The following is an 18867-nucleotide window of genomic DNA, read 5'->3' on the forward strand; positions in this document are numbered from 1 at the left end:
TCAGATTTCCTTCCCTCAAGCAGGTCGTTCGTGTAATTCGTGCACTCGAACAGTAAGCGGATGCTCGATTGGTCGATTCATACGCTCAAGGCCGACTGCCTGCCGGGCGCAGTGCTTGAGAGATGACCTGTTGCAGAAGAAATGAGCGAGGCGAGGCGTAGTTCTCAATAACATCGCGTCACACTCGTATGTCGTGTTCCGGCTAAACATGGCCGTCCAGTTTGTATCGAGCTTCGGTGCAAGTTAATAAGCAAGACTCATAAGTTGCCCGATGCTGAAGATGACGTGAATTTGTAGTAAAACCTCCAATTTTTTCCGTTAGTATCCTAGGCGCGCATACAGGCACGTTGTTGTGTGGTTGTCGCCCCTATTCGATATCGCAGTTGCGACTTTGTCCGTTTTGTCGGCGTCGTCGACACGCGCTTAGTTGTGGCGTGCAAATTTGTCATCGCCGACGCGAGCACAGGATCGACTCTTTTGTCGAGCCGTGTTTCCGGCGGCGCTTGGCGCGCTAGCGCCGGAGTTCAAATCCATGCCGCATTTTCATGTCAACGAGAGACCTCGAGATTTCGATGTAGTGTACGAAGTAGTAAAGACGCTAGTCTCGTCCCGTGATGCCGAGCGGACGTTGGACAGGTCGCTGCGTTATCTGTCATATGCGCTCGGATGGCGCTCCGCGTTCATCGCCGTCAGGGAACCGAATGGACATCTGTGCAGTTTGTGCAGCACTGGGTTGTCGGAGGGATGGCGCGACAGTGCGCGATTCTTGTCTGGAGAAGGGATCGTAGGACGGTTGCACTCGAGCGACGCGGCAGTGGTTGTGCCTGAGCTGAATGAAGAACCGCTTTTCGCGGACGACATCGGAGCCTTCGGTGTATCGGAAGGTGAACATGTCGCTCTGCTCGGGACTCCGATCCGGCACGAAGGGCGGCCGCTCGGCGTGCTTGTGGCTTTTTGCGAGAATGCGGACGGCAAACGCATTTTCGGCGATGACCTTCAGCTTATGAAGATTGTAGCGGCGCCGATGGCACAGGCGCTGCTGCTTCATCGTGACGAGAAGCCCATGCGCGACGGCGCAGAGCCGGTCAGGCGCCCGCGTAAGGAAACCATTCGTGCATATCAGCTCGATAACACGATCGGTGCGTCGACGGCGATGCAGCAGGTTTTTGCGCAGGTCCATCAAGTGGCGCCGGCGAGAACGACGGTGCTGTTGCGCGGCGAGAGCGGTACGGGCAAGGAATTGATCGCGCGTTCAATCTGTCTTCTATCCCCGCGCAAGGAGCAGCCATTCATCGCGGTGAATTGCGCGGCGCTCACGGAAACGCTGCTCGAAAGCGAGTTGTTCGGCCACGAGAAGGGCGCGTTCACTGGGGCGCAATCTCAACGCAAGGGGCGTTTCGAGCTAGCGCACGGCGGGACACTTTTCCTCGACGAAATCGGCGATATCTCTCCGTCCTTCCAGGCCAAGCTCTTGCGCGTTTTGCAAGAGCGGGAGTTCGAACGGGTAGGTGGCGCGACGCCGGTAAGAGTTGACGTAAGGCTGATTGTTGCGACGAATCGCAATCTGGAACGAATGGTGAGGGACGGGGAGTTCCGCGCGGATCTGTATTACCGCATCAACGTGGTAAGTATTCTTTTGCCGCCGTTGCGCGAGCGTCGCGAAGACATTCCGGCAATGGCGCAGTATTTCCTCGATCGTTTCAATCGCGAGAACGGTCGTTCACTGCGCTTCAGCGACGAAGCATTGCGCGTGCTGTCGAGCTGTTACTGGCCCGGCAACGTGCGCGAACTCGAGAACTGTGTTGAGCGCACTGCGACGATGACACACCATCAGATCATAGATCGCCTTTGCTTCCTCTGCGAGATCGACCAGTGCCTGACGAAGGTATTGCATCACATCGAGCGTGAAGATGCTGTGCGTCCCGGTCCCCCGTCGGAGCTTGCTGCGAGCGAAGCATCGAACGCGCTCGCAAGCGGCCACGCCGCCGATCTTAACGGCGGCCGGTTCAACGTCCCTCGCGGCGACGGGAGGCCGGAGGGCGAGCGTGAGCGGCTCGTCTGGGCAATGGAGCGTTGTGGCTGGGTGCAGGCGAAAGCAGCACGGCTCCTAGGCATCACGCCGCGGCAGATCGGTTATGCGCTGCGCAAGCACGAGATCAAGGTACGTCGCTTCTGATAGACACAAGGCCCGCGAGTACATCTGCATTGCCGTGCAATGTCGCAATCCGTTCAACTCCGTCTGGATGATGCCAATGACGACAATTCCTGGTCCTGCACGGCGCCGCAATGGTGTCGCATGCGCTCTATATCGATGGTATGCAACTTGCCTGTCGTCGTGGACCTCAGATTGTCAGGAGTCGACGATGTTGTTCAAGACGAGGACTGCCGAAGTGTTCGAGGAGCCAGGTTGCGCGAAGAACCAGGCCAAGAGCGAGAAGGAGCGCAAGCGGGGCTGCGCGAAACAAGTCTCGCCGGGAGCGGCGGCTGGCGGGTGCGCGTTCGACGGCGCGAAGATCGCACTGCAGCCGGTTGTTGACGTTGCTCACCTCGTTCACGGCCCGATCGCATGCGAGGGGAACTCCTGGGATAACAGGCATGCGGCATCTTCCGGGTCGACGCTCTACCGCACAGGCTTCACGACTGACCTCAATGAACTCGATGTGATCTATGGTGGCGAGAGGCGGCTCTTCAGTAGTGTGCGCGAGATCATAGAAAAGTACGATCCGCCCGCCGTGTTTGTCTATCAGACGTGCGTGACCGCGCTCATCGGCGACGACATAGAAGCGGTTTGCAAACACGCATCCGAAAAGTTCGGGAAGCCCATTATACCGGTGAATGCCCCCGGTTTCGCCGGATCGAAGAACGTGGGGAACAAACTTGGGGGCGAGGCGCTTCTCGATTACGTGATTGGCACTCGCGAACCGGCGTATACGACGCCTTGGGACATTAATATCATCGGCGAATATAACCTGTCGGGTGAACTGTGGCAGACGAAGCCGCTCTTCGATGCGCTGGGTATTCGTATATTGTCCTGCATTTCCGGCGACGGCCGGTACAGTGAGATAGCGAGTGCGCACCGCGCGAAGGTCAATATGGTGGTTTGCTCGAAGTCGATGATCAACGTCGCGACAAAGATGTGGCAGCGCTACGGCATTCCGTACTTTGAGGGCTCGTTCTACGGAATCGGCGATATGAGCGATGCGCTACGCCGGGTCGCGACGCTGCTGGTGCAGCAGGGCGCAGCCGAGGACCTGCTTGCGCGTACCGAGCGCTTGATTGCGGCAGAAGAGGCGCGTGCCTGGGCTCGCATTGCTCCGTACCGCGCGCGCCTCGATGGCAAGCGCGTGTTGCTGATTACGGGCGGTGTGAAGTCGTGGTCGGTTGTGGCGGCATTGCAGGAGGCGGGGCTTGAGATCGTCGGCACGAGTGTTAAGAAGAGCACGGATGGCGACAAGGACAGGATCAAGGAGATCATGGGAGACGACGCGCGCATGGTCGAGAATATGACGGCACACGAAATGTACACGATGCTCTGCGACGCGAAGGCCGACATCATGCTGTCCGGTGGGCGCTCGCAGTTTGTCGCGCTGAAGGCGCGCACGCCATGGCTCGACGTCAACCAGGAACGCCATCATCCGTACGCCGGGTATGAGGGCATCGTCGCGCTAGTACGCGAAATCGACCGCGCGATCCATAACCCGGTCTGGGACCTGGTGCGTATTCCGGCGCCGTGGGATGAAGAGGCTGAGAGGCTCGGTACTGGTCTGCCGCAGTTCCCGGAGGACAGGACGCCAGCGTTGCGGCGCGCAAGCGTGCAGGATTGCTCGACTGGCGTTCGCCCGAGCGTCACAGCCTGAGCGCAGCGTGGAGCGAACATCATGGCTATAGTCGTTGAGTCAAAGAAAGCTTGCACGGTCAATCCGCTGAAAATGAGCCAACCGCTTGGCGCGAGCTATGCGGCCATGGGACTCGACGCGTGCATGCCAGTGATGCACGGCTCGCAGGGCTGCACGTCGTTCGGCCTCGTGCTGCTGGTGCGCCATTTCAGGGAGGCAATTCCGCTGCAGACAACAGCGATGGATGAAGTCACCACTATTCTCGGCGGATATGAAAATGTCGAGACGGCGCTGCTAAACATCCGTAGGCGCGCGGCGCCAAAAATCATCGTGCTCTGCTCGACGGGGCTCACCGAGACGAACGGGGAAGACATCGTGGGCCATCTCGCGATGGTGCGCAAACGCGAGCCCGAACTGAACGACACCGAACTCGTCTACGTTTCGACGCCGGATTATGTTGGCGCCTTTGAAGACGGCTACAGGCATGCTCTTACCGCGATCGTGAAGACGCTGGTCAAGCCGCTGCCTACTGTGCACCGACAGGTCAATCTGCTACCTGGTAGTCATCTATCGCCGGGCGATATCGACGAACTGCGAGAGATCGTCGGCGCATTCGGGCTAGACCCGATCATACTCCCCGACGTCTCGCGTTCGCTCGACGGCCACGTTTCGCCTGTCTGGCGTGGTACCACGCTAGGCGGAACCACGCTCGATCAGATCCGGATGGCGGGTGGTTCGGTCTTTACAATCGGAGTTGGAGAGCAAACCCGCGAAGGTGCGCAGACGCTCGAGTCGATAGCTGGGACGCCGTTCGAAATTTTCGAGCGGCTCACCGGGCTCGAACCCAATGACCGGTTCTTGCAGCGCCTCGCGCAACTTTCGGGGCAGGCCGTTCCGGCAAAGTACCGCCGGCAGCGCAGCCAACTGCTCGATGCGATGCTCGACGGCCATTTTTACACCGGCGGTATCAAGGTGGCCGTGGGTGCGGAACCGGATTTGCTGCTCGCAATCGGTTCGCTGCTACAGGAAATGGGCGCGGAACTGTCGGTCTGCGTCAGCACGACCACATCGGCGTCGCATGCGCTACTTTCGACGAGCAGGGTGGTGCTGGGTGACCTGGAGGACATGGAGCGAGCCGCGACCGGTTGCGATCTGCTCATCACCCATTCGCACGGCAGGCAGATGGCCGCGCGCCTTGACAAGCCACTCATGCGCGTAGGCTTTCCCGTGTTTGATCGCATCGGTAACGCACATCGTTGCCAGATCGGCTATCGAGGCACGATGAACCTTATTTTCGAAATAGCAAATCTGCTGACCGCACAGATTGCACACCACCATCCAGCCGACTGGGCGTTGCCGCCATCGTCGATCGCCGTCGCCGTAGCAGCCCCAGCTATGAAATGACGGTGCTGGTGATTACAGCCAGCACTATGAACATTACTAGGAACCCATCGCATGAAAATTGCATTTGCCACGCAGGATAAGGTGCATGTCGACGCGCACTTTGGGTCGGCGAAGAACATTGTTACGTACGATGTAACGGTCGACAGTCATAAGTTCGTGGAAGCCTTTTATTTTGGTGACAATCTGGAGGAGGACGGCGACGAGGACAAGCTCGCGCAGAAGCTTGAAGTGATCCACGGCTGTGCGATCCTGTACGTCGCGGCTATTGGCGGTTCGGGCGCGGCGCGCGTGGTTGCACTGAAGGTCCATCCGGTCAAGGTTTCGCAGCCGGAGCCGATCGAGGACATCCTGATGAAGTTGAGGGACGTCCTGAAGGGCACACCGCCACCGTGGCTGCGCAAGGCACTCACCAAAAATGCTGGTAGATCATACGATATTGGAGGATGACGAGATATTTGATCGCTAACTCAATCACCGACACGATTGCCGCGCTGGCGGCTCCGCGACGCCCGCAGTGGGTCGTGTGACAGGGGAGGACATGATGAATGACCCGCAAGAGCTGAAGGCGCGCCTGAAAAAGCTCAATGCATTGGCCGTGCAAGCCAAGATGGATCTGCATGACCTGTCGGAAGAACTGCCGACCGGTTGGGAGCAGATCCTGATCGTCGCCCAGCGCTGTCACGACGCGCATGCCGCACTGATGGACGCTCGCAAGACCGCAGCGGCGGTTTCGGGTGAACCCGGGAGGCTGACATGAACGATACCTTCAGCGTGAAGCTACCCGGTGGCGAAACTTGGACTCCGGCTTTTGTCTCCTCGCTCGACGAGGAAAAATGCATCGGCTGCGGGCGATGCTTTCGAGTGTGTTCTCGAGGTGTCCTTCAACTCGTTGGTGTAAGCGAGGACGGCGCCCTCATTCCGCTCGATGACGATGATGAAGAGGAGTACCAAAAGAGGGTCATGACAATTGCGCACCCACTGTTGTGTATCGGCTGCACGGCGTGTGCGAAGATCTGTCCAAAAAAGTGCTACAGGCACGCCCCGGCGCAGATTTGAGCGCGAGAGTATGACTATGGATTTCCATGCGACGCTGATGCGCCACGCGATAAACACTAACGACTGCACGGTCCTTGCACTCGCTGGAGTGCTTGCAGCGGCGTTCGAGGAAGCCGGCGTGCGCATACTGCCTATCCGCGGACTGAACGCCGACGAGACCCGCTGGCTGCTTGCACGGTGGTTTCCAGGCGCGGACGATGCATTATCGCTGCCACAGGGTGCATTGGTTACGACCACCCCGCGGCGTGGCTCGCGTTACGACGAGGTCGAAGACCTCATAACCCTGTTCAAGGCGCATGCTGATCCGCGCGCAGGTACAACCAGCGAAGTCCATTGCATTTCCCATGCCTTGGCCTGCGCGTGTGTGCGGGACAAACACCTCTGGCAGGACTTGCGCCTTCCTTCGCGTCATGAATTGTCGGGGCTGCTCGGCTACTGGTTTCCACGGCTCGCTGAGAAAAACGTCCACGGCATGAAGTGGAAAAAATTCCTCCATAAGCAACTGTGCGAGCGAGAGGCGTTGTCTATCTGCAAGGCCCCGTACTGCGGCGACTGCGCGGATTTCGCGGATTGCTTCGGACCGGAATGAAGATTCTGGCTGCCCAAGTGAGCATGCGCCCGCGGGGAAGGTGTGCGATGACTGTCAGGTTCGACACTGACACTCAAACGCCCAGAAACTCGCAGGGAGACTGGCGGTAGCCGTGCCGGGGATGTACTACCAAATTATCGCGACCCGGACTGTGCCAGCAATGCTTCCACGACATCGAAACCGACGCAATCGGTAGGGTCCAGCTTGCGTAGCTTGGCGATCAGCTTCAGTGCAACGGCGCGGTTGCCGCGCCGCACGCTGATGAACGCCAGTGCCTTGAGCGTGAATAGCCAGAAGCGGCTAGGACCAGGAATGGTGAAGTCCGCATCGCCCGGTTGTACCGCACACCAGTTGCTGTCGATCGACGCTTGTCGGGCGGCGATCGTCAAAGCCTTGGTCGCGACCTCCTGCGCCTCGCCAAGTTCACCGCGGTTCGCATGGAACTTATACAGGAGATAGTAGGGGGGCAGGCAGCGCGGGTACGTCAGAACCGCGGTCCATAGCGCGGCGGCCACATCCTCATCGTCGCCGCCGCGAGCCGTGTCGATCAGCTTTAGCACGGCGGCGGGGACGTTGCCGCCGAAGAGGTCGGTCGATTCGATACCGGTAATGAGGTTCATCAACTTGCTCCGATGATGGGGCTCCCCCCGCCTTCGCGAAGTTCGGGAGTCGATTTGATAACGATGTGTTTCTCTACCCGAACTTGAACAGGATGCCATGCCCGCCGCGGGGGTACGCCCATTCGAGGTTGTGGTGCTCTGTGCATAAAATACGGCAACTGCCGCATTCCAGGCAGCCGTCGGTTATCAGCGTGACCGAGCCGTTGTTCTCCTTCCGATAACAGGACGCAGGGCACACGAAGGTGCAGCTTTTGTCGGCACAGTCGTTGGTGCAGACGTCAACGTTTTTGATATGGACGTGCGGCCGACCTACGTCCACGCGGTAGCGGTTCTGAAACAGCTTTTCCTCGATGTTGACAGTGACCGTTTTCATCGGAAGGCCCTCCAGAATTTGTACGCGTCGCCGACGAGCCCGGTCAGCGAGCGGCTTTCGCGGAAACTGGCCATAACCTCGTGCTTCTTGGTCTTCTTGTCGACGCCATCCACGGTAATCATGGTGCGGGCCGCCTTGGCGACGAGATCAGGGTATGTCGTAAAGAACTGTGGATTGCGGTGCAGGATTTTCGGCATGTCGCGGTACTTGTATAAGTCTTTCATCACGAAGCTATCGTCGAGCGCGTCTTTATACGTGGCTAGTGCGTTAGCGCGGTAGCCGCGGCCAGCCGCTTTTGCGGCGATGGCGGCTTCGGCAGCGAGGCGTCCTGTTGTCATGGCGAGGTTGCAACCTTCGCGATGCGCGGCGTTGACGAAGCCGCCTGAGTCACCGACGATCATCCAGCCATTGCCGTACACTTGCGGTATCGCGTCGAAGCCCCCTTCGGGAATTAGATGAGCGCAGTACTCCTTCATCTCGCCCCCTGCAATGAGCGGCACGATTGACGGATGACGCTTCATTTTTTCGAGCAGCACATACGGGCTCATGCGGTTCGAGTTCTTTTTGAAATCACTCAGCATGCAGCCGACCCCAATGGTCAGCGACTCTTTGTTGGTGTAGAGGAAGCCCGTTCCCGCCATGCCTTCGGTGATCCTGCCAACCATCTCGATCACGACGCCTTCCTCATCGCCAACGTTAAAGCGCTGGCGAATGGTCTCCTCTGGCATGAAAAGAATCTCCTTCACAGCTAGCGCGACGTTGCTCGCCTCGATTTCGCTGTGAAAGCCTGCCTTGCGTGCGAGCGTTGAGTTGACCCCGTCCGCGAGAATCACAATGTCTGCATAGACCTCGCCCTGCTCCCGATCGCATTGCACGCCGACTACCTGATCTCCATCCATGATCAGGTGATTCACCGTGGTCTCGCAGATCAGCAATGCGCCGGCCTCGCGCACCTTCGATGAGAACCACTTGTCGAACTGCGCACGGATGATCGTGTAGCGGTTGTACGGTGGCTTGTTGTAGTCGTCGCTACGCACGTGAGTGCCCACGAAGGAAGTATCATCGAGCATCCACATGCGCTGCTCGATGATGTGGCGCTCGAGCGGAGCGTGGTCACGAAAGTCCGGAATGATCTGTTCTAGCGCGTTTGCGTAGAGAATCGCGCCTTGAACGTTTTTGCTGCCAGGATATTCGCCGCGCTCGATCTGAAGCACCTCCAGTCCGCCCTTGGCCATCACGTAAGCTGCGGCGTTGCCGGACGGTCCGGCACCAACGACGATCGCATCGAATCGTGAGGTTTTTTTCATCATGCTCTCCTTTTGCTACGCATCTGCTGCAGCTCCAGATGGTCCTTGCACGCGTGAATCAGCGCCGGCAGCAGTTGCAGTGCGTCCGCGACGATGCCATAGTGCGCGTAGTCGAAAATCGGAGCGTTCGGATCGGTGTTGATCGCGACGATGACGTCAGAACTCTCCATGCCGACGCGGTGCTGGATCGCGCCCGAGATGCCCGCAGCGATGTAAAGTTTCGGCCGCACGGTTTTGCCTGTCTGCCCGACTTGCCGATCGGCCTCCACCCAGCCCGCCTGCACGCACGGACGGGTTGCTCCAACTTCGCCGCCGAGCACGCGTGCCAGATCGAACGCAAGCTGGAAATTCTCCGCGTTCTTTAGTCCCTTGCCGCCGCTAACTATGACGTCGGCGTAGGGCAGGTTGACCTGATTGCTTTTGTCATCGGCGATGAAGTCGAGCAATTTGGTCACAATGTCGGCCTCAACGATCCCAAGCGCCTCCTTCACGATCTCGCCGCCGCGCCCCGTTTGCGCCTGCGGCATCGCCATGACCCGCGGGCGCACCGTCGCCATCTGCGGACGGTATGCGAGCGTCATGATCGTACAAAGTAGCGAGCCGCCAAACGTCGGCCGCGTGGCCGCCAGCGCGCGCGAGGCTGGATCAATGTTTAACTCGGTGCAGTCGGCGGTGAGGCCGGTCGAGAGCGTCGTGGCCACAGAGCCGGCGAGATCTCGGCCCGTTGAGGTTGCACCGAGCAGCAGGATTTCAGGGCGGTACTTGTTGACCAGATCGGTCAGCCCTTTTGTAAACGGCTCATTGCGGTAACCGAGCAATACCGGATCGTGAATCACGTATGCCTTGTCCGCGCCGAAACTGAACGCCTGGGTTGCAAACTGTTCAAGTGGCTCGTCCGTACCGCCGAGCGCCGCCACGGCGACGTCGCTGCCGAGTTTGTCTGCGAGCTTGCGCGCCTCACCGAGCAGTTCCCACGACACGCTATGTACGTGTCCCCGATCGTGCTCAAGAAAGACCCAGACACCTTGGTAGGCTTTTAGGTGCTCGGGCAGATCGAGGTTACGTCCTCCGGCCGGTTTGGCTGGCATGGCCGGCTTCTTGTTTGAGGCAGCGGGCGAGTTCATGAGTCCCTCTTCATCAGCACGTCCGCCTCCAGTGTCGGATGGCGAGTGAATATCTTATGCGTCAGGTTTAGCGACACTTCGTGGAAGCTGGACGCGCCGAGTTCGAGCATTTCAACCGTTTCAGCGCGTGGCGTGGGGCCGAACACTTTGCTGACCACGGTCGGTGAACCTTTCAGCCCGATCTTGCTCGCGTCATCAATGCCGGCCTGTTCGCGGTTCCATTTGCGCACCGGGAAGCCTGCCGCGTGGATCATTGCGGGCAGTGTTGCGAAGCGCAGTTCGTTAGTGTTTTCAAGCATCGTCACAAGACATGGCAATGCAGTTTTGAGTACCTGCACGCCGCCTTCGGCGCGACGCTCGACGACGATCGTGCGCGCGTCGAGGTCGATCTCGACGATTCTGGACACATAGGTGAGTAACTGGACGCCGAGGCGCTTGGCAATGCCGGGGCCAACCTGAGCGGTGTCGCCGTCGATCGTCTGTTTGCCGGTAAAGACGATGTCCACCGCCTGTTCTGTTGCAATCTGCCTGATAGCGGCTGCGAGCGCATACGATGTCGCGAGCGTATCGGCGCCAGCGAACGCACGATCGGTGACGAGCACGGCGTCGTCGGCGCCGTAGCTGATGCATTTACGGAGCGCGTCCTCAGCCTGTGGCGGTCCCATGCAGAGCATCGTGACCGCGCCGCCGAAGCGATCCTTTATCCGCAACGCTTCTTCCAGCGAGAACAGATCGTACGGGTTCACAATTGCCGGCACGCCTTGGCGCATGATGGTGTTGTTGACTGGATGAACCCGGATCTGCGCCGAATCCGGGACCTGCTTGATGCAGACGACAATATGCATTGAGGGTACTCCGGGTCAGGCGGCGCCACGGGTGGGCAACGACGCGCACACCTTGTCAAGGGGGACGAGTCTCCGTCCGTCCGCTTCCTGGAAAACTTTGAATACCTTCTGCTCCGCAGGCGTGGACACAACAAAGTCGTTGTAGGCCTTCTGGAGCAGACTTCGGTAGACGTTGAGCACGCCCGTCGCATTGTCCCGCGGCAGCTCTTCCTGTTGCTCGATGTACTGGAAGAAGCGCTTAAGGATGTGCAGGCGGCTCACGTTCACCACCTTTTCATCAAATTCGATCTCGAAGAATCGCATGAAATCCTCGATCGATGAGAGGTGATGCAGTTGCTCGATAACTCTTTGCATATCGTTGCTCCTATTGGACACGTTTGGCCGCGATAAGCACACTCATGACGCCTTCACTCGCGTGCCGCGGGCCTGGGCTAGGAAGCGGTGCAAATCCCTTGCACTGGGCGCCTGCTTGTGTTGCACGGCGAAAGAACGAATGCGCGCAAGCAGCTGCGGGATGAGTCGCTCAGCGACCCTCACGCCTAAAGCGTCGTAGGCCTCGCGCACACTTTGAGATCCAGAATGTTTGCCGAGTATCATCGACCGTTGCCGGCCGAGCTCAGCTGGGTCCAATCCCTCGTAAGTGGTGGGATGCTTGGCTATGCCGTCGGTGTGTATGCCCGATTCGTGAGTAAAGACACCTCGACCGACGATGCTCTTGTTGAATGAAACCGTACGGCCTGACGCCTGTTCCACCAACGAGGAAATGTCGAGCAGCGCTCGCGTGTCGACGCCTGTGTCACGTCCCAGCAGGTGCCGCACGCCCATCACGATTTCTTCCAGCGCCGCATTGCCGGCCCGCTCACCCAAGCCGTTGACGGTGGTGTTCGCGTGCGTGGCGCCGGCCCCAAAAGCGGCGAGAGTGTTGGCTGTGGCAAGCCCAAGGTCATTGTGTGCATGAATTTCGATCTCGAGATCGACAGCATTGCGCAGCGCTGCAATGGCGTGGAAGGTCTTAAAGGGATCCAGCACACCCGCGGTATCCGCAAACCGCACTCGCTGCGCTCCATATTGCTGCGCGCAGCGAGCGACTTCTATGAGGAACGAGGGGTCCGCGCGCGAGGCGTCCTCCATGCCAAGAGAAATCTTAGAGTGATTTTTCGCTGCCTCCTCGACGATGCGTGCTATCTGTGCTAGTACCCAACCGCGCGACTGACGCAGCTTGTACTGCAAATGAATGTCCGAAACCGGAATGGAGAGATGAACGATATCAGCACGGCAGCGCAATGCCGCAGCGAGATCCCCATCGGTGAGGCGGCCCCAAACCATCAGACTGGCGTCGAGCTTGAGATCGACAATGGCCTCGATGCACGCGATTTCGTCTTCGCCCATGGCCGGAACTCCGATTTCGAGTTCGGCCACGCCCGCACGCGACAGTGATGCGGCGATCGCGCATTTTTCCTCGGGGTGAAACGCGACACCGGCGGCCTGTTCCCCGTCCCGGAGTGTCGTATCGTTGATCATCGGTTTGAGCATTTCAACGGTCTATGGGATTGTTACCCAATGGCTTCGCAAGGCTCGTGCCAAGCAAGCATCACCGGTGACAGAGTGCTCTGCGTGGATTTCGACCGGCTATTCGTGTCGCCAATGTCATTTTCCTGACAGTGTTGCCGTTCATCAGGCGACTGCGAGCGGATTGAGCGTTGCATCGGTTCTTGATGCATCGTCGTCGTGGCTATCATTAGAATAATTTGATATGCGAACTAATGCGCGGTCAAAACAGTGCAATTGTGATGGTGTCGCAACAGCGACACATTAGTCGGGTTTGTCGAATTTGAATGCCGGGCGCAACCCGAGAAACCTGATCGGCCCTACCACCGGGGTCTTACCAGTTCCAAGGTTGAACGAGACCCCGAAGCGAATCGCGTTGGAGTGGCACGGATTTCGCTTTTGCCTAGCGCGCGGCCGCCGTCGGGTTGCGAGGAGATATCTATGGAAGATAGCGAGAACCACAGCATGCTGCCCTCGACCGCCTATATCGGCATCGGGCAGATAACGCGCTTGGGCTCCGCAGTCGAAGCGCTCGCCCCCCCGGGCGGCGGTTGTTGTTCACGCAGTGGTGGCGACGGTCAGTCTGGCCGCGGTTCGTCAGGCATCCCCCATGACCTGCCGACAGAGGTGTGGGAAAAGATAAAGAATCACCCCTGCTATTCAGAAGAGGCGCATCGTCATTATGCGCGGATGCATGTGGCGGTTGCCCCAGCGTGCAACATCCAATGCAACTACTGCAATCGCAAATATGACTGTTCGAACGAGTCCCGGCCTGGCGTCGTGTCGGAGAAGCTGACGCCGGAGCAAGCGGTAAAAAAGGTAGTGGCCGTCGCCGGCCGGATCCCGCAGCTGACCGTGCTTGGCATTGCAGGTCCCGGGGATTCGCTGGCTGATGCGAAAAAGACCTTTGACACCTTCCGTATGCTTCGCGAGCGGACTCCGGACATCAGGCTATGCCTGTCGACGAATGGACTCGCGTTGCCGGAGCTTGTCGATGAGATCTGCGAGCACAACATTGACCACGTAACCATCACCATCAACATGGTTGATCCCGCCATCGGCGAAAAGATATATCCGTGGATTTTCTGGGGCCACCGACGACTCACGGGCAATGAGGCCGCGCGCATCTTGCACGAGCGGCAAATGCTAGGGCTCGAGATGCTGACTGCGCGTGGCGTACTTACGAAGATCAACTCGGTGTTAATTCCAGGCATCAACGACGAACACCTGATCGAGGTAAATCGCGAGGTGAAGAGGCGCGGTGCCTTTCTGCACAACATCATGCCGCTGATCTCCGAGCCAGAGCATGGCACGTATTTCGGCCTGCACGGACAGCGTGGTCCGACTGCGCGTGAGCTTAATACCGTGCAGGAGGCGTGCATGGGCGGCACGAACCTGATGCGCCATTGCCGGCAGTGCCGTGCCGACGCGGTGGGGCTTCTGGGCGAGGATCGTCGCGAGGAGTTCACGCTAGACAGGATCGACCACATGGAAGTCGACTATGACCTCGACGGTCGCCGCGAATATCAGCGTCGCCTGGAAGCCGAAGTCGATATGCAGCGCGGTGCGAAACAAGAGGCGCTTGCCTTCGCGCAGGCGAGCGCGGTGCAGGGCGACATGAAGGTTCTGATTGCCGTCGCGACGAAGGGGCGCGGCCGGGTGAACGCGCATTTCGGGCATGTCTCCGAATTCCAGATTTTCGAGGTTGGCGCGGCCGGAGCGTTCTTCGTCGGCCACCGCCGTGTGGACCTTTATTGCCAAGGCGGCTATGGCGACGACGAGGGCCTGCCCCGACTCATGCGCGCGATCAGCGATTGTCATGCTGTCTTGGTCGCAAAGATTGGCGCGTGTCCGCGCAAGGAACTATCGCGCGCGGGCGTCGAGCCGGTGGACCAGTACGCGGGCGAATTTATCGAAAAGGCGGCGCTTGCGTGGTTCGCCGACTATTGCAGCCGTGTAGCCGACGGCGTGATCGTGCACGCGCAACGTGGTGAAGCCACGATCCCGCAGGGCGCGTTGACGGCTGCGACCGCTGATGCCGCTGCTTGAGCGGCAGGCAGGATAGTCATGCCTGTCTCACCGGGCGTACACCGATCATCATTGCAAGGAGTGTCGCATGGCCCTGAAGATCATTGCGTCGACGTGCACCGGCTGCTCGGCCTGCGAGCCGCAGTGCCCCAATGTCGCCATCTGTGAGAAAAGCGGTGTCTTCGCAATCGATCCGAAGAAATGCATGGAGTGCGACGGATAGTTCGATACTCCGCAATGCGTGGCGGTGTGCCCCGTGGACGGATGCATCGTTCCGGCCTAGCCCGTTTCCCCGCGCATCGCGCCACCTGCGTCTAACGACTGCTCACTTTGACGGAATCGAAACCATGCTGCCCAACCTTACCGTTACACCCGCTGCCGAAAAGTTCATGCGCCGTGTTGTGCGCTTTTCCGGCTTGCCATCTGGTGCGGGATTTCGTCTGCTTGTGAACTCTGGCGGCTGCTCTGGATACGATGCCGGATCCAGTGCCGTAACCGGGGCGCAGCCAGGCGACGAGGCGATGGAGATCAATGGTCTGCGTCTTTTCCTGCCCGCAGAAAGCCGTCTGCTGCTGGACGGTGTGACGATCGACTTCGTCGACACACCTGACCGGTCGGGTTTCGCGTTCATGAAGGACAATCCGGGACCTGGTGTTGCCGCCAGCGAAGGCGAACCCGGTGTCAGGCGCGTTGACGTGGGTGCGATCGGACACGGGCGTCCCTTGTTGCCGCCACCAGCATCGTGAAGCGCACACCCTGGCCTTTCGCAGGAGCAAATGATGAGTGACTTCCAAAACGAGGACGCCATCGAGGTCGCGTGTGCGCCATCATTCAGCATTGGCGAGCGTGTGATCGCGCGCTCGGTAATTCGCAACGATGGCACTTACACCGGTAAGAATATGGGCGAGCTTCTCGTGAACAAGGGCGACGCAGGCTACGTCACCCGGATCGACATGTTCCTGCAGCGGTTTTACATCTACGCGGTTCATTTCGTTGAAACAGACCGCAAGGTCGGCATGCGGGCGAAGGAACTGTGCACGCTCGACCATCTTCCCGAAGACGTGCTCGCCTGTCTGGGCGAGCGGGCCAAGGCTCTTCGCTCGATCGACCAGATACTGCCGGCGGTGACCGCGGAGGATGGGCGAAGCCTTTGGCGCGCGGAATACCGGGGCGATGCATCGGGCAATCGAGTCCGAGCTAGCCCTATTCGTGAGGCATGAGCGTGGTTGTACTGCACGACAGCTACACCGATGGCGGATATCGCGACCGGGGCGAAGAGAAGTGTGTCCTGAGGGCCGGCTCCCTCGGCGAGATCGTCGACGTCGGGCAGGTTGTTGAGACCGGTGAGCCGATCTGCCTCTTTGACGGCTTATGGTCGGCTGCCGGGAGGGCAAAACTGTTTCTGCACCAGTGCGACAATCGTGCAAGGAGACGACTTGGACGCGTGACGGTTTATGTATCGCCGCGACGGCATTTCTCGCATGCTGCCAGCGTCGCCACTTTTGCTCGCGCCGTATTCAAAACGATGTGCGTTCGCACGGCGCAAATTTCCTAACCAAACCAGGAGCTTTTACTGTGAAGATCACGATCCGAAAGGATAGCAAAGGCATACTCTGCGCCTACATTCCGAGGACGGATTTGGAGGAGCCAATTGTTTCAATCGCGCGGGCGCGAATGTGGGGTGGGCTCGTCACGCTTGCGAACGGCTGGAAGTTCGAGTTGCCTGAGATGGCGCCCGACACCGTGCTTCCGGTCACTGTGGAAGCACGGCGCCTGGCGGGCGGGCACGACTAACATGGCGCTTACGGTAGCTCAGATACATACGATAACCGAATTGGTTCTCTACGAGCCGACGTTGTCGGAAGCCGCAGCAAGCTGGCGCAAGCGCTATCCCGACGTGCGTGTCATTCGTATCAGCGCGGTCGAACTGCTCAATGAAGAGCCGGCGGTGGAATTTCGCGGTCGCCGCGTCTATTTCGCGACGTCAACAGGGGTTTGCGTCTCCGTGACTGCGGAAGCCAGTGAGGCCGATATGCTTATCTTAGCCGAAGATGGCGCGTACGATGGATACTATTGAAATCGCGCTTAGCGAGCCAACCCGTGGAGAACGAGAGAACGAACTCGTTCATGCCGTATTGCAGTCGTCATGCTGGAGCGATGGGCCAATGCTTCAGGTATCGACCGACCGTCCACGCAGACACCTTGATGCCATACTGGCGCTCGGTGAGTTGCGCTACCGACTCGCGGGTCCACAGGTTGAATGCCAACGCCAGCTGGGCATCCGTTCTATGATCAGCTTGCGGATTCTCACTTCCTCCCGGTAATCCAACCGGCCACGTCCCGGCCGACGGCTACGCTTGCTCGGCCTGAGCGATCTCAGGCCGACTTCTCGCGACTGACTGCATCATCCAGTTGCTTACTGCCCGCGGACTTTCCCCGAATATGTGAGCCGGCGTGGTCTGCGTCATCCCATCAACCACCGCTTGCACCACTATTTTTCTCAGTACTCCTGCGAGGCTCCGTCGAGATGTCAGGCATCAGTTTTCATCTTTATACCCGCTTAGCGCACTACGCACTATTTGGTGCCCTGTTAGTAATTGCTGGAGCGGGTTGCATGGAGGTTGCCATGGCACAGCACCAAAGCCTGGCGTACGAGTTGCGTTACATGAGCTGGCGCTGGACCGCGGACCGTAAGTCGGTGCTGGTTGGTGCTAGCGCACCGTTGCCGGGGATGAGCGAATTGACGGCGGCGCTCGGTCTGGCAAAGCTGGTGCGACTTGGGGAACGGCTCCGGCCGAGGACGCCGAGGGAGTGCGCTGGATGCTCACGTGGTGCACCTAGGCAAGCGATTCATGCACAGCGCATGCCAGAATGATCGACGACATGCAGCCTTGAGGGATGGAAACTGCGGCCTACAGCCATCCTTTCGCCAGCAGTTTCGCAACGTGCGGGCCTCCGACGCGATCCGAGCTGAGCGTGGCTTCTAACGCGTAGCGGATCGGTGACAGTGCGCCAGCATTGCAGCTACATACGCAGCTCCGTGCGCACCCGTGAGGTACATCGTCAGGGCGCTCAAGGGCACGGCGATCAACTTCGACGCTGGAGCCGCTATCTATCTCTCCAAGCGGCAGCAGCAGTTCCCGGCTGGACAAGCCGCCGTACCATTGCTGCTGCCGCTTCAACCGCGGCGCAGGAGGTTGCTGCGTTCTGTAGCCGTGTAGTTGCTGAAATGGCCTTCGCGTGCGGCCTGACGGCGTGCCGCCGCGATGATCGCTTTGCTGCGGGCGGGAGCGCACGGCGCACTGACCTGTTTATCCAGCGCGGTACTGCGACAGCGCGGGCAAAGAGGCGTCGTGCCAGCGCGCACCAGCGCTTCGAAATGCAACGCGCAGTTGCGGCATAGGTAGTCGTAGAGCGGCATGAGTTCTTTTCAGCGCGAAGCGTTATCTGGCAGGACGCTACCCGGAAACCGTGGTTGCCTCAGTTCCGCGACGTACCGATCGGTGGCGGAGGTCGATCCGCGCCGGGCGTCCCTGAGCCGGCCTACCGTACGCAGGAGCTGCAGTCCGAAATCGGTTGCCATGTCGAATGCATTTCGCCCGTCGGGCGCAACGAGGCTGTCGCTGGCGCCGAGCGATATCAGCAGCAACATGACCTCGAACCGGCCGCTGGCGGCGGCCTCCATCAGGCACGTGATGTCGTTCCCGTTCACGTGATCAATATCGAGGTCGGCCCCGACCAACCGTAGGATCGATGCGCGTGCGCCGCCCAGACACGCGTACCAGAGTGCCTGATTACCTTCGTCGTCGAGCGCGCCGACGTGTGCACCTTCATCCAGCAACGCTGCGACTATGCTGTCTTCGCCGTGCAGCGCTGCCACCATCAGCGGCGTCATGCCCTCAATGCTGCGCGAGTGAATGTCCGGGAAGTCGTGGCTCGACAGCCATGTTGCGAGCGTTGCCCACGTGACATCGTGGCGGCTTGCGCTTTCGTATGGGACAGTGTTGGTGAGCAGTGACATGATGACACTCCGGCTCAGTGGATAGGCGCCGCCGTCACGCGCGCCCGAAAACGCTGAAATGATACGTCAGACGGGCCTGTTTTCGTTTGGATTGCGAACCGGCCCCATCGCTTCGA

Annotated in this window: 22 protein-coding genes and 2 pseudogenes; 14 read left to right on the top strand and 10 right to left on the bottom strand. The window is 59.4% G+C overall.

Annotated features, from left to right (window positions below):
- Positions 1 to 532: 532 nt before the first annotated feature.
- The 7 genes and pseudogenes from nifA (at position 533) to AABE10_RS34180 (ending at position 6885) form a co-directional block, all read left to right on the top strand.
- The gene (gene nifA, locus AABE10_RS34150) at positions 533 to 2176 is read left to right on the top strand and encodes a nif-specific transcriptional activator NifA (RefSeq protein WP_342937502.1); all 1644 of its coding nucleotides are present in this window, start codon (positions 533 to 535) and stop codon (positions 2174 to 2176) included.
- 187 nt (positions 2177 to 2363) lie between these two features.
- Positions 2364 to 3857, top strand: a complete 1494-nt coding sequence (nifE, locus tag AABE10_RS34155; protein ID WP_342937503.1) for a nitrogenase iron-molybdenum cofactor biosynthesis protein NifE — start codon at positions 2364 to 2366, stop codon at positions 3855 to 3857.
- Between the two features lie 21 nt (positions 3858 to 3878).
- The gene (nifN, locus tag AABE10_RS34160) at positions 3879 to 5240 is read left to right on the top strand and encodes a nitrogenase iron-molybdenum cofactor biosynthesis protein NifN (protein WP_342937504.1); all 1362 of its coding nucleotides are present in this window, start codon (positions 3879 to 3881) and stop codon (positions 5238 to 5240) included.
- Positions 5241 to 5291: 51 nt separating this feature from the next.
- Positions 5292 to 5706, top strand: a pseudogene (nifX, locus tag AABE10_RS34165) (nitrogen fixation protein NifX).
- 72 nt (positions 5707 to 5778) lie between these two features.
- The gene (locus tag AABE10_RS34170; protein ID WP_342937505.1) at positions 5779 to 5997 is read left to right on the top strand and encodes a CCE_0567 family metalloprotein; all 219 of its coding nucleotides are present in this window, start codon (positions 5779 to 5781) and stop codon (positions 5995 to 5997) included.
- Entirely contained in the window at positions 5994 to 6296 is a 303-nt protein-coding gene (fdxB, locus tag AABE10_RS34175) for a ferredoxin III, nif-specific (protein WP_342937506.1), read from the top strand. The genes AABE10_RS34170 and fdxB overlap by 4 nt, the downstream gene beginning before the upstream one ends.
- 16 nt (positions 6297 to 6312) lie before the next feature.
- Entirely contained in the window at positions 6313 to 6885 is a 573-nt protein-coding gene (locus AABE10_RS34180; protein ID WP_342937522.1) for a nitrogen fixation protein NifQ, read from the top strand.
- 134 nt (positions 6886 to 7019) lie between these two features.
- On the opposite strand, the gene AABE10_RS34185 is transcribed toward AABE10_RS34180, so the two are convergent.
- From AABE10_RS34185 to nifV, 7 genes are all read right to left on the bottom strand, one after another.
- Positions 7020 to 7505, bottom strand: coding sequence for a hypothetical protein (locus tag AABE10_RS34185; RefSeq protein WP_342937507.1), 486 nt, complete (start codon positions 7503 to 7505; stop codon positions 7020 to 7022).
- Positions 7506 to 7578: 73 nt separating this feature from the next.
- Positions 7579 to 7878, bottom strand: a complete 300-nt coding sequence (locus tag AABE10_RS34190; RefSeq protein WP_342937508.1) for a ferredoxin family protein — start codon at positions 7876 to 7878, stop codon at positions 7579 to 7581.
- Entirely contained in the window at positions 7875 to 9185 is a 1311-nt protein-coding gene (locus AABE10_RS34195) for an FAD-dependent monooxygenase (protein WP_342937509.1), read from the bottom strand. The genes AABE10_RS34190 and AABE10_RS34195 overlap by 4 nt, the downstream gene beginning before the upstream one ends.
- Complete coding sequence (locus AABE10_RS34200; protein WP_342937510.1) at positions 9185 to 10309, bottom strand: electron transfer flavoprotein subunit alpha/FixB family protein; 1125 nt, start codon at positions 10307 to 10309, stop codon at positions 9185 to 9187. Before AABE10_RS34200 ends, AABE10_RS34195 begins: the two co-directional genes overlap by 1 nt.
- Positions 10306 to 11154: an electron transfer flavoprotein subunit beta/FixA family protein gene (locus AABE10_RS34205; protein ID WP_342937511.1), complete on the bottom strand. Its 849-nt coding sequence runs from the start codon at positions 11152 to 11154 to the stop codon at positions 10306 to 10308. Before AABE10_RS34205 ends, AABE10_RS34200 begins: the two co-directional genes overlap by 4 nt.
- Before the next feature lie 15 nt (positions 11155 to 11169).
- Positions 11170 to 11508 (bottom strand): nitrogenase stabilizing/protective protein NifW, encoded by a 339-nt coding sequence (nifW, locus tag AABE10_RS34210; RefSeq protein WP_342937512.1) that lies wholly within the window; start codon positions 11506 to 11508, stop codon positions 11170 to 11172.
- A 42-nt stretch (positions 11509 to 11550) separates the two neighbouring features.
- Complete coding sequence (gene nifV, locus AABE10_RS34215) at positions 11551 to 12687, bottom strand: homocitrate synthase (protein ID WP_342937513.1); 1137 nt, start codon at positions 12685 to 12687, stop codon at positions 11551 to 11553.
- 456 nt (positions 12688 to 13143) lie between these two features.
- On the opposite strand from nifV, the gene nifB reads away from it, so the two are divergent.
- The 7 genes and pseudogenes from nifB to AABE10_RS34250 all read left to right on the top strand — a co-directional run bounded on the left by nifB (position 13144) and on the right by AABE10_RS34250 (position 16807).
- Positions 13144 to 14751: a nitrogenase cofactor biosynthesis protein NifB gene (gene nifB / locus AABE10_RS34220; RefSeq protein ID WP_342937514.1), complete on the top strand. Its 1608-nt coding sequence runs from the start codon at positions 13144 to 13146 to the stop codon at positions 14749 to 14751.
- A 67-nt stretch (positions 14752 to 14818) separates the two neighbouring features.
- Positions 14819 to 14950 (top strand): annotated as a pseudogene (locus tag AABE10_RS34225) (4Fe-4S binding protein); the annotation flags it as partial.
- A gap of 127 nt (positions 14951 to 15077) precedes the next feature.
- On the top strand, positions 15078 to 15476 hold the full coding sequence (locus tag AABE10_RS34230; RefSeq protein ID WP_342937515.1) for an iron-sulfur cluster assembly accessory protein: 399 nt from the start codon (positions 15078 to 15080) through the stop codon (positions 15474 to 15476).
- 33 nt (positions 15477 to 15509) lie between these two features.
- Complete coding sequence (locus AABE10_RS34235; protein WP_342937516.1) at positions 15510 to 15950, top strand: nitrogen fixation protein NifZ; 441 nt, start codon at positions 15510 to 15512, stop codon at positions 15948 to 15950.
- Positions 15947 to 16285, top strand: a complete 339-nt coding sequence (locus AABE10_RS34240) for a hypothetical protein (RefSeq protein ID WP_342937517.1) — start codon at positions 15947 to 15949, stop codon at positions 16283 to 16285. Before AABE10_RS34235 ends, AABE10_RS34240 begins: the two co-directional genes overlap by 4 nt.
- 20 nt (positions 16286 to 16305) lie before the next feature.
- Complete coding sequence (gene nifT / locus AABE10_RS34245) at positions 16306 to 16524, top strand: putative nitrogen fixation protein NifT (protein ID WP_028371630.1); 219 nt, start codon at positions 16306 to 16308, stop codon at positions 16522 to 16524.
- 1 nt (position 16525) lies between these two features.
- Positions 16526 to 16807: a hypothetical protein gene (locus tag AABE10_RS34250; protein ID WP_342937518.1), complete on the top strand. Its 282-nt coding sequence runs from the start codon at positions 16526 to 16528 to the stop codon at positions 16805 to 16807.
- A gap of 67 nt (positions 16808 to 16874) precedes the next feature.
- Here AABE10_RS34250 and AABE10_RS36530 read toward each other — a convergent pair whose 3' ends face one another.
- The 3 genes from AABE10_RS36530 to AABE10_RS34260 all read right to left on the bottom strand — a co-directional run bounded on the left by AABE10_RS36530 (position 16875) and on the right by AABE10_RS34260 (position 18751).
- Positions 16875 to 16997 carry a winged helix-turn-helix domain-containing protein gene (locus AABE10_RS36530; protein ID WP_368726535.1) on the bottom strand — a complete coding sequence of 41 codons (123 nt, stop codon included), beginning with the start codon at positions 16995 to 16997 and terminating at the stop codon, positions 16875 to 16877.
- 911 nt (positions 16998 to 17908) lie between these two features.
- Positions 17909 to 18151: an FmdB family zinc ribbon protein gene (locus AABE10_RS34255; RefSeq protein ID WP_342937519.1), complete on the bottom strand. Its 243-nt coding sequence runs from the start codon at positions 18149 to 18151 to the stop codon at positions 17909 to 17911.
- Positions 18152 to 18160: 9 nt separating this feature from the next.
- Positions 18161 to 18751 carry an ankyrin repeat domain-containing protein gene (locus tag AABE10_RS34260; protein ID WP_342937520.1) on the bottom strand — a complete coding sequence of 197 codons (591 nt, stop codon included), beginning with the start codon at positions 18749 to 18751 and terminating at the stop codon, positions 18161 to 18163.
- Positions 18752 to 18867 lie beyond the last annotated feature (116 nt).

The organism is Paraburkholderia diazotrophica, assembly GCF_038900755.1.
GTDB lineage: Bacteria > Pseudomonadota > Gammaproteobacteria > Burkholderiales > Burkholderiaceae > Paraburkholderia > Paraburkholderia diazotrophica_A.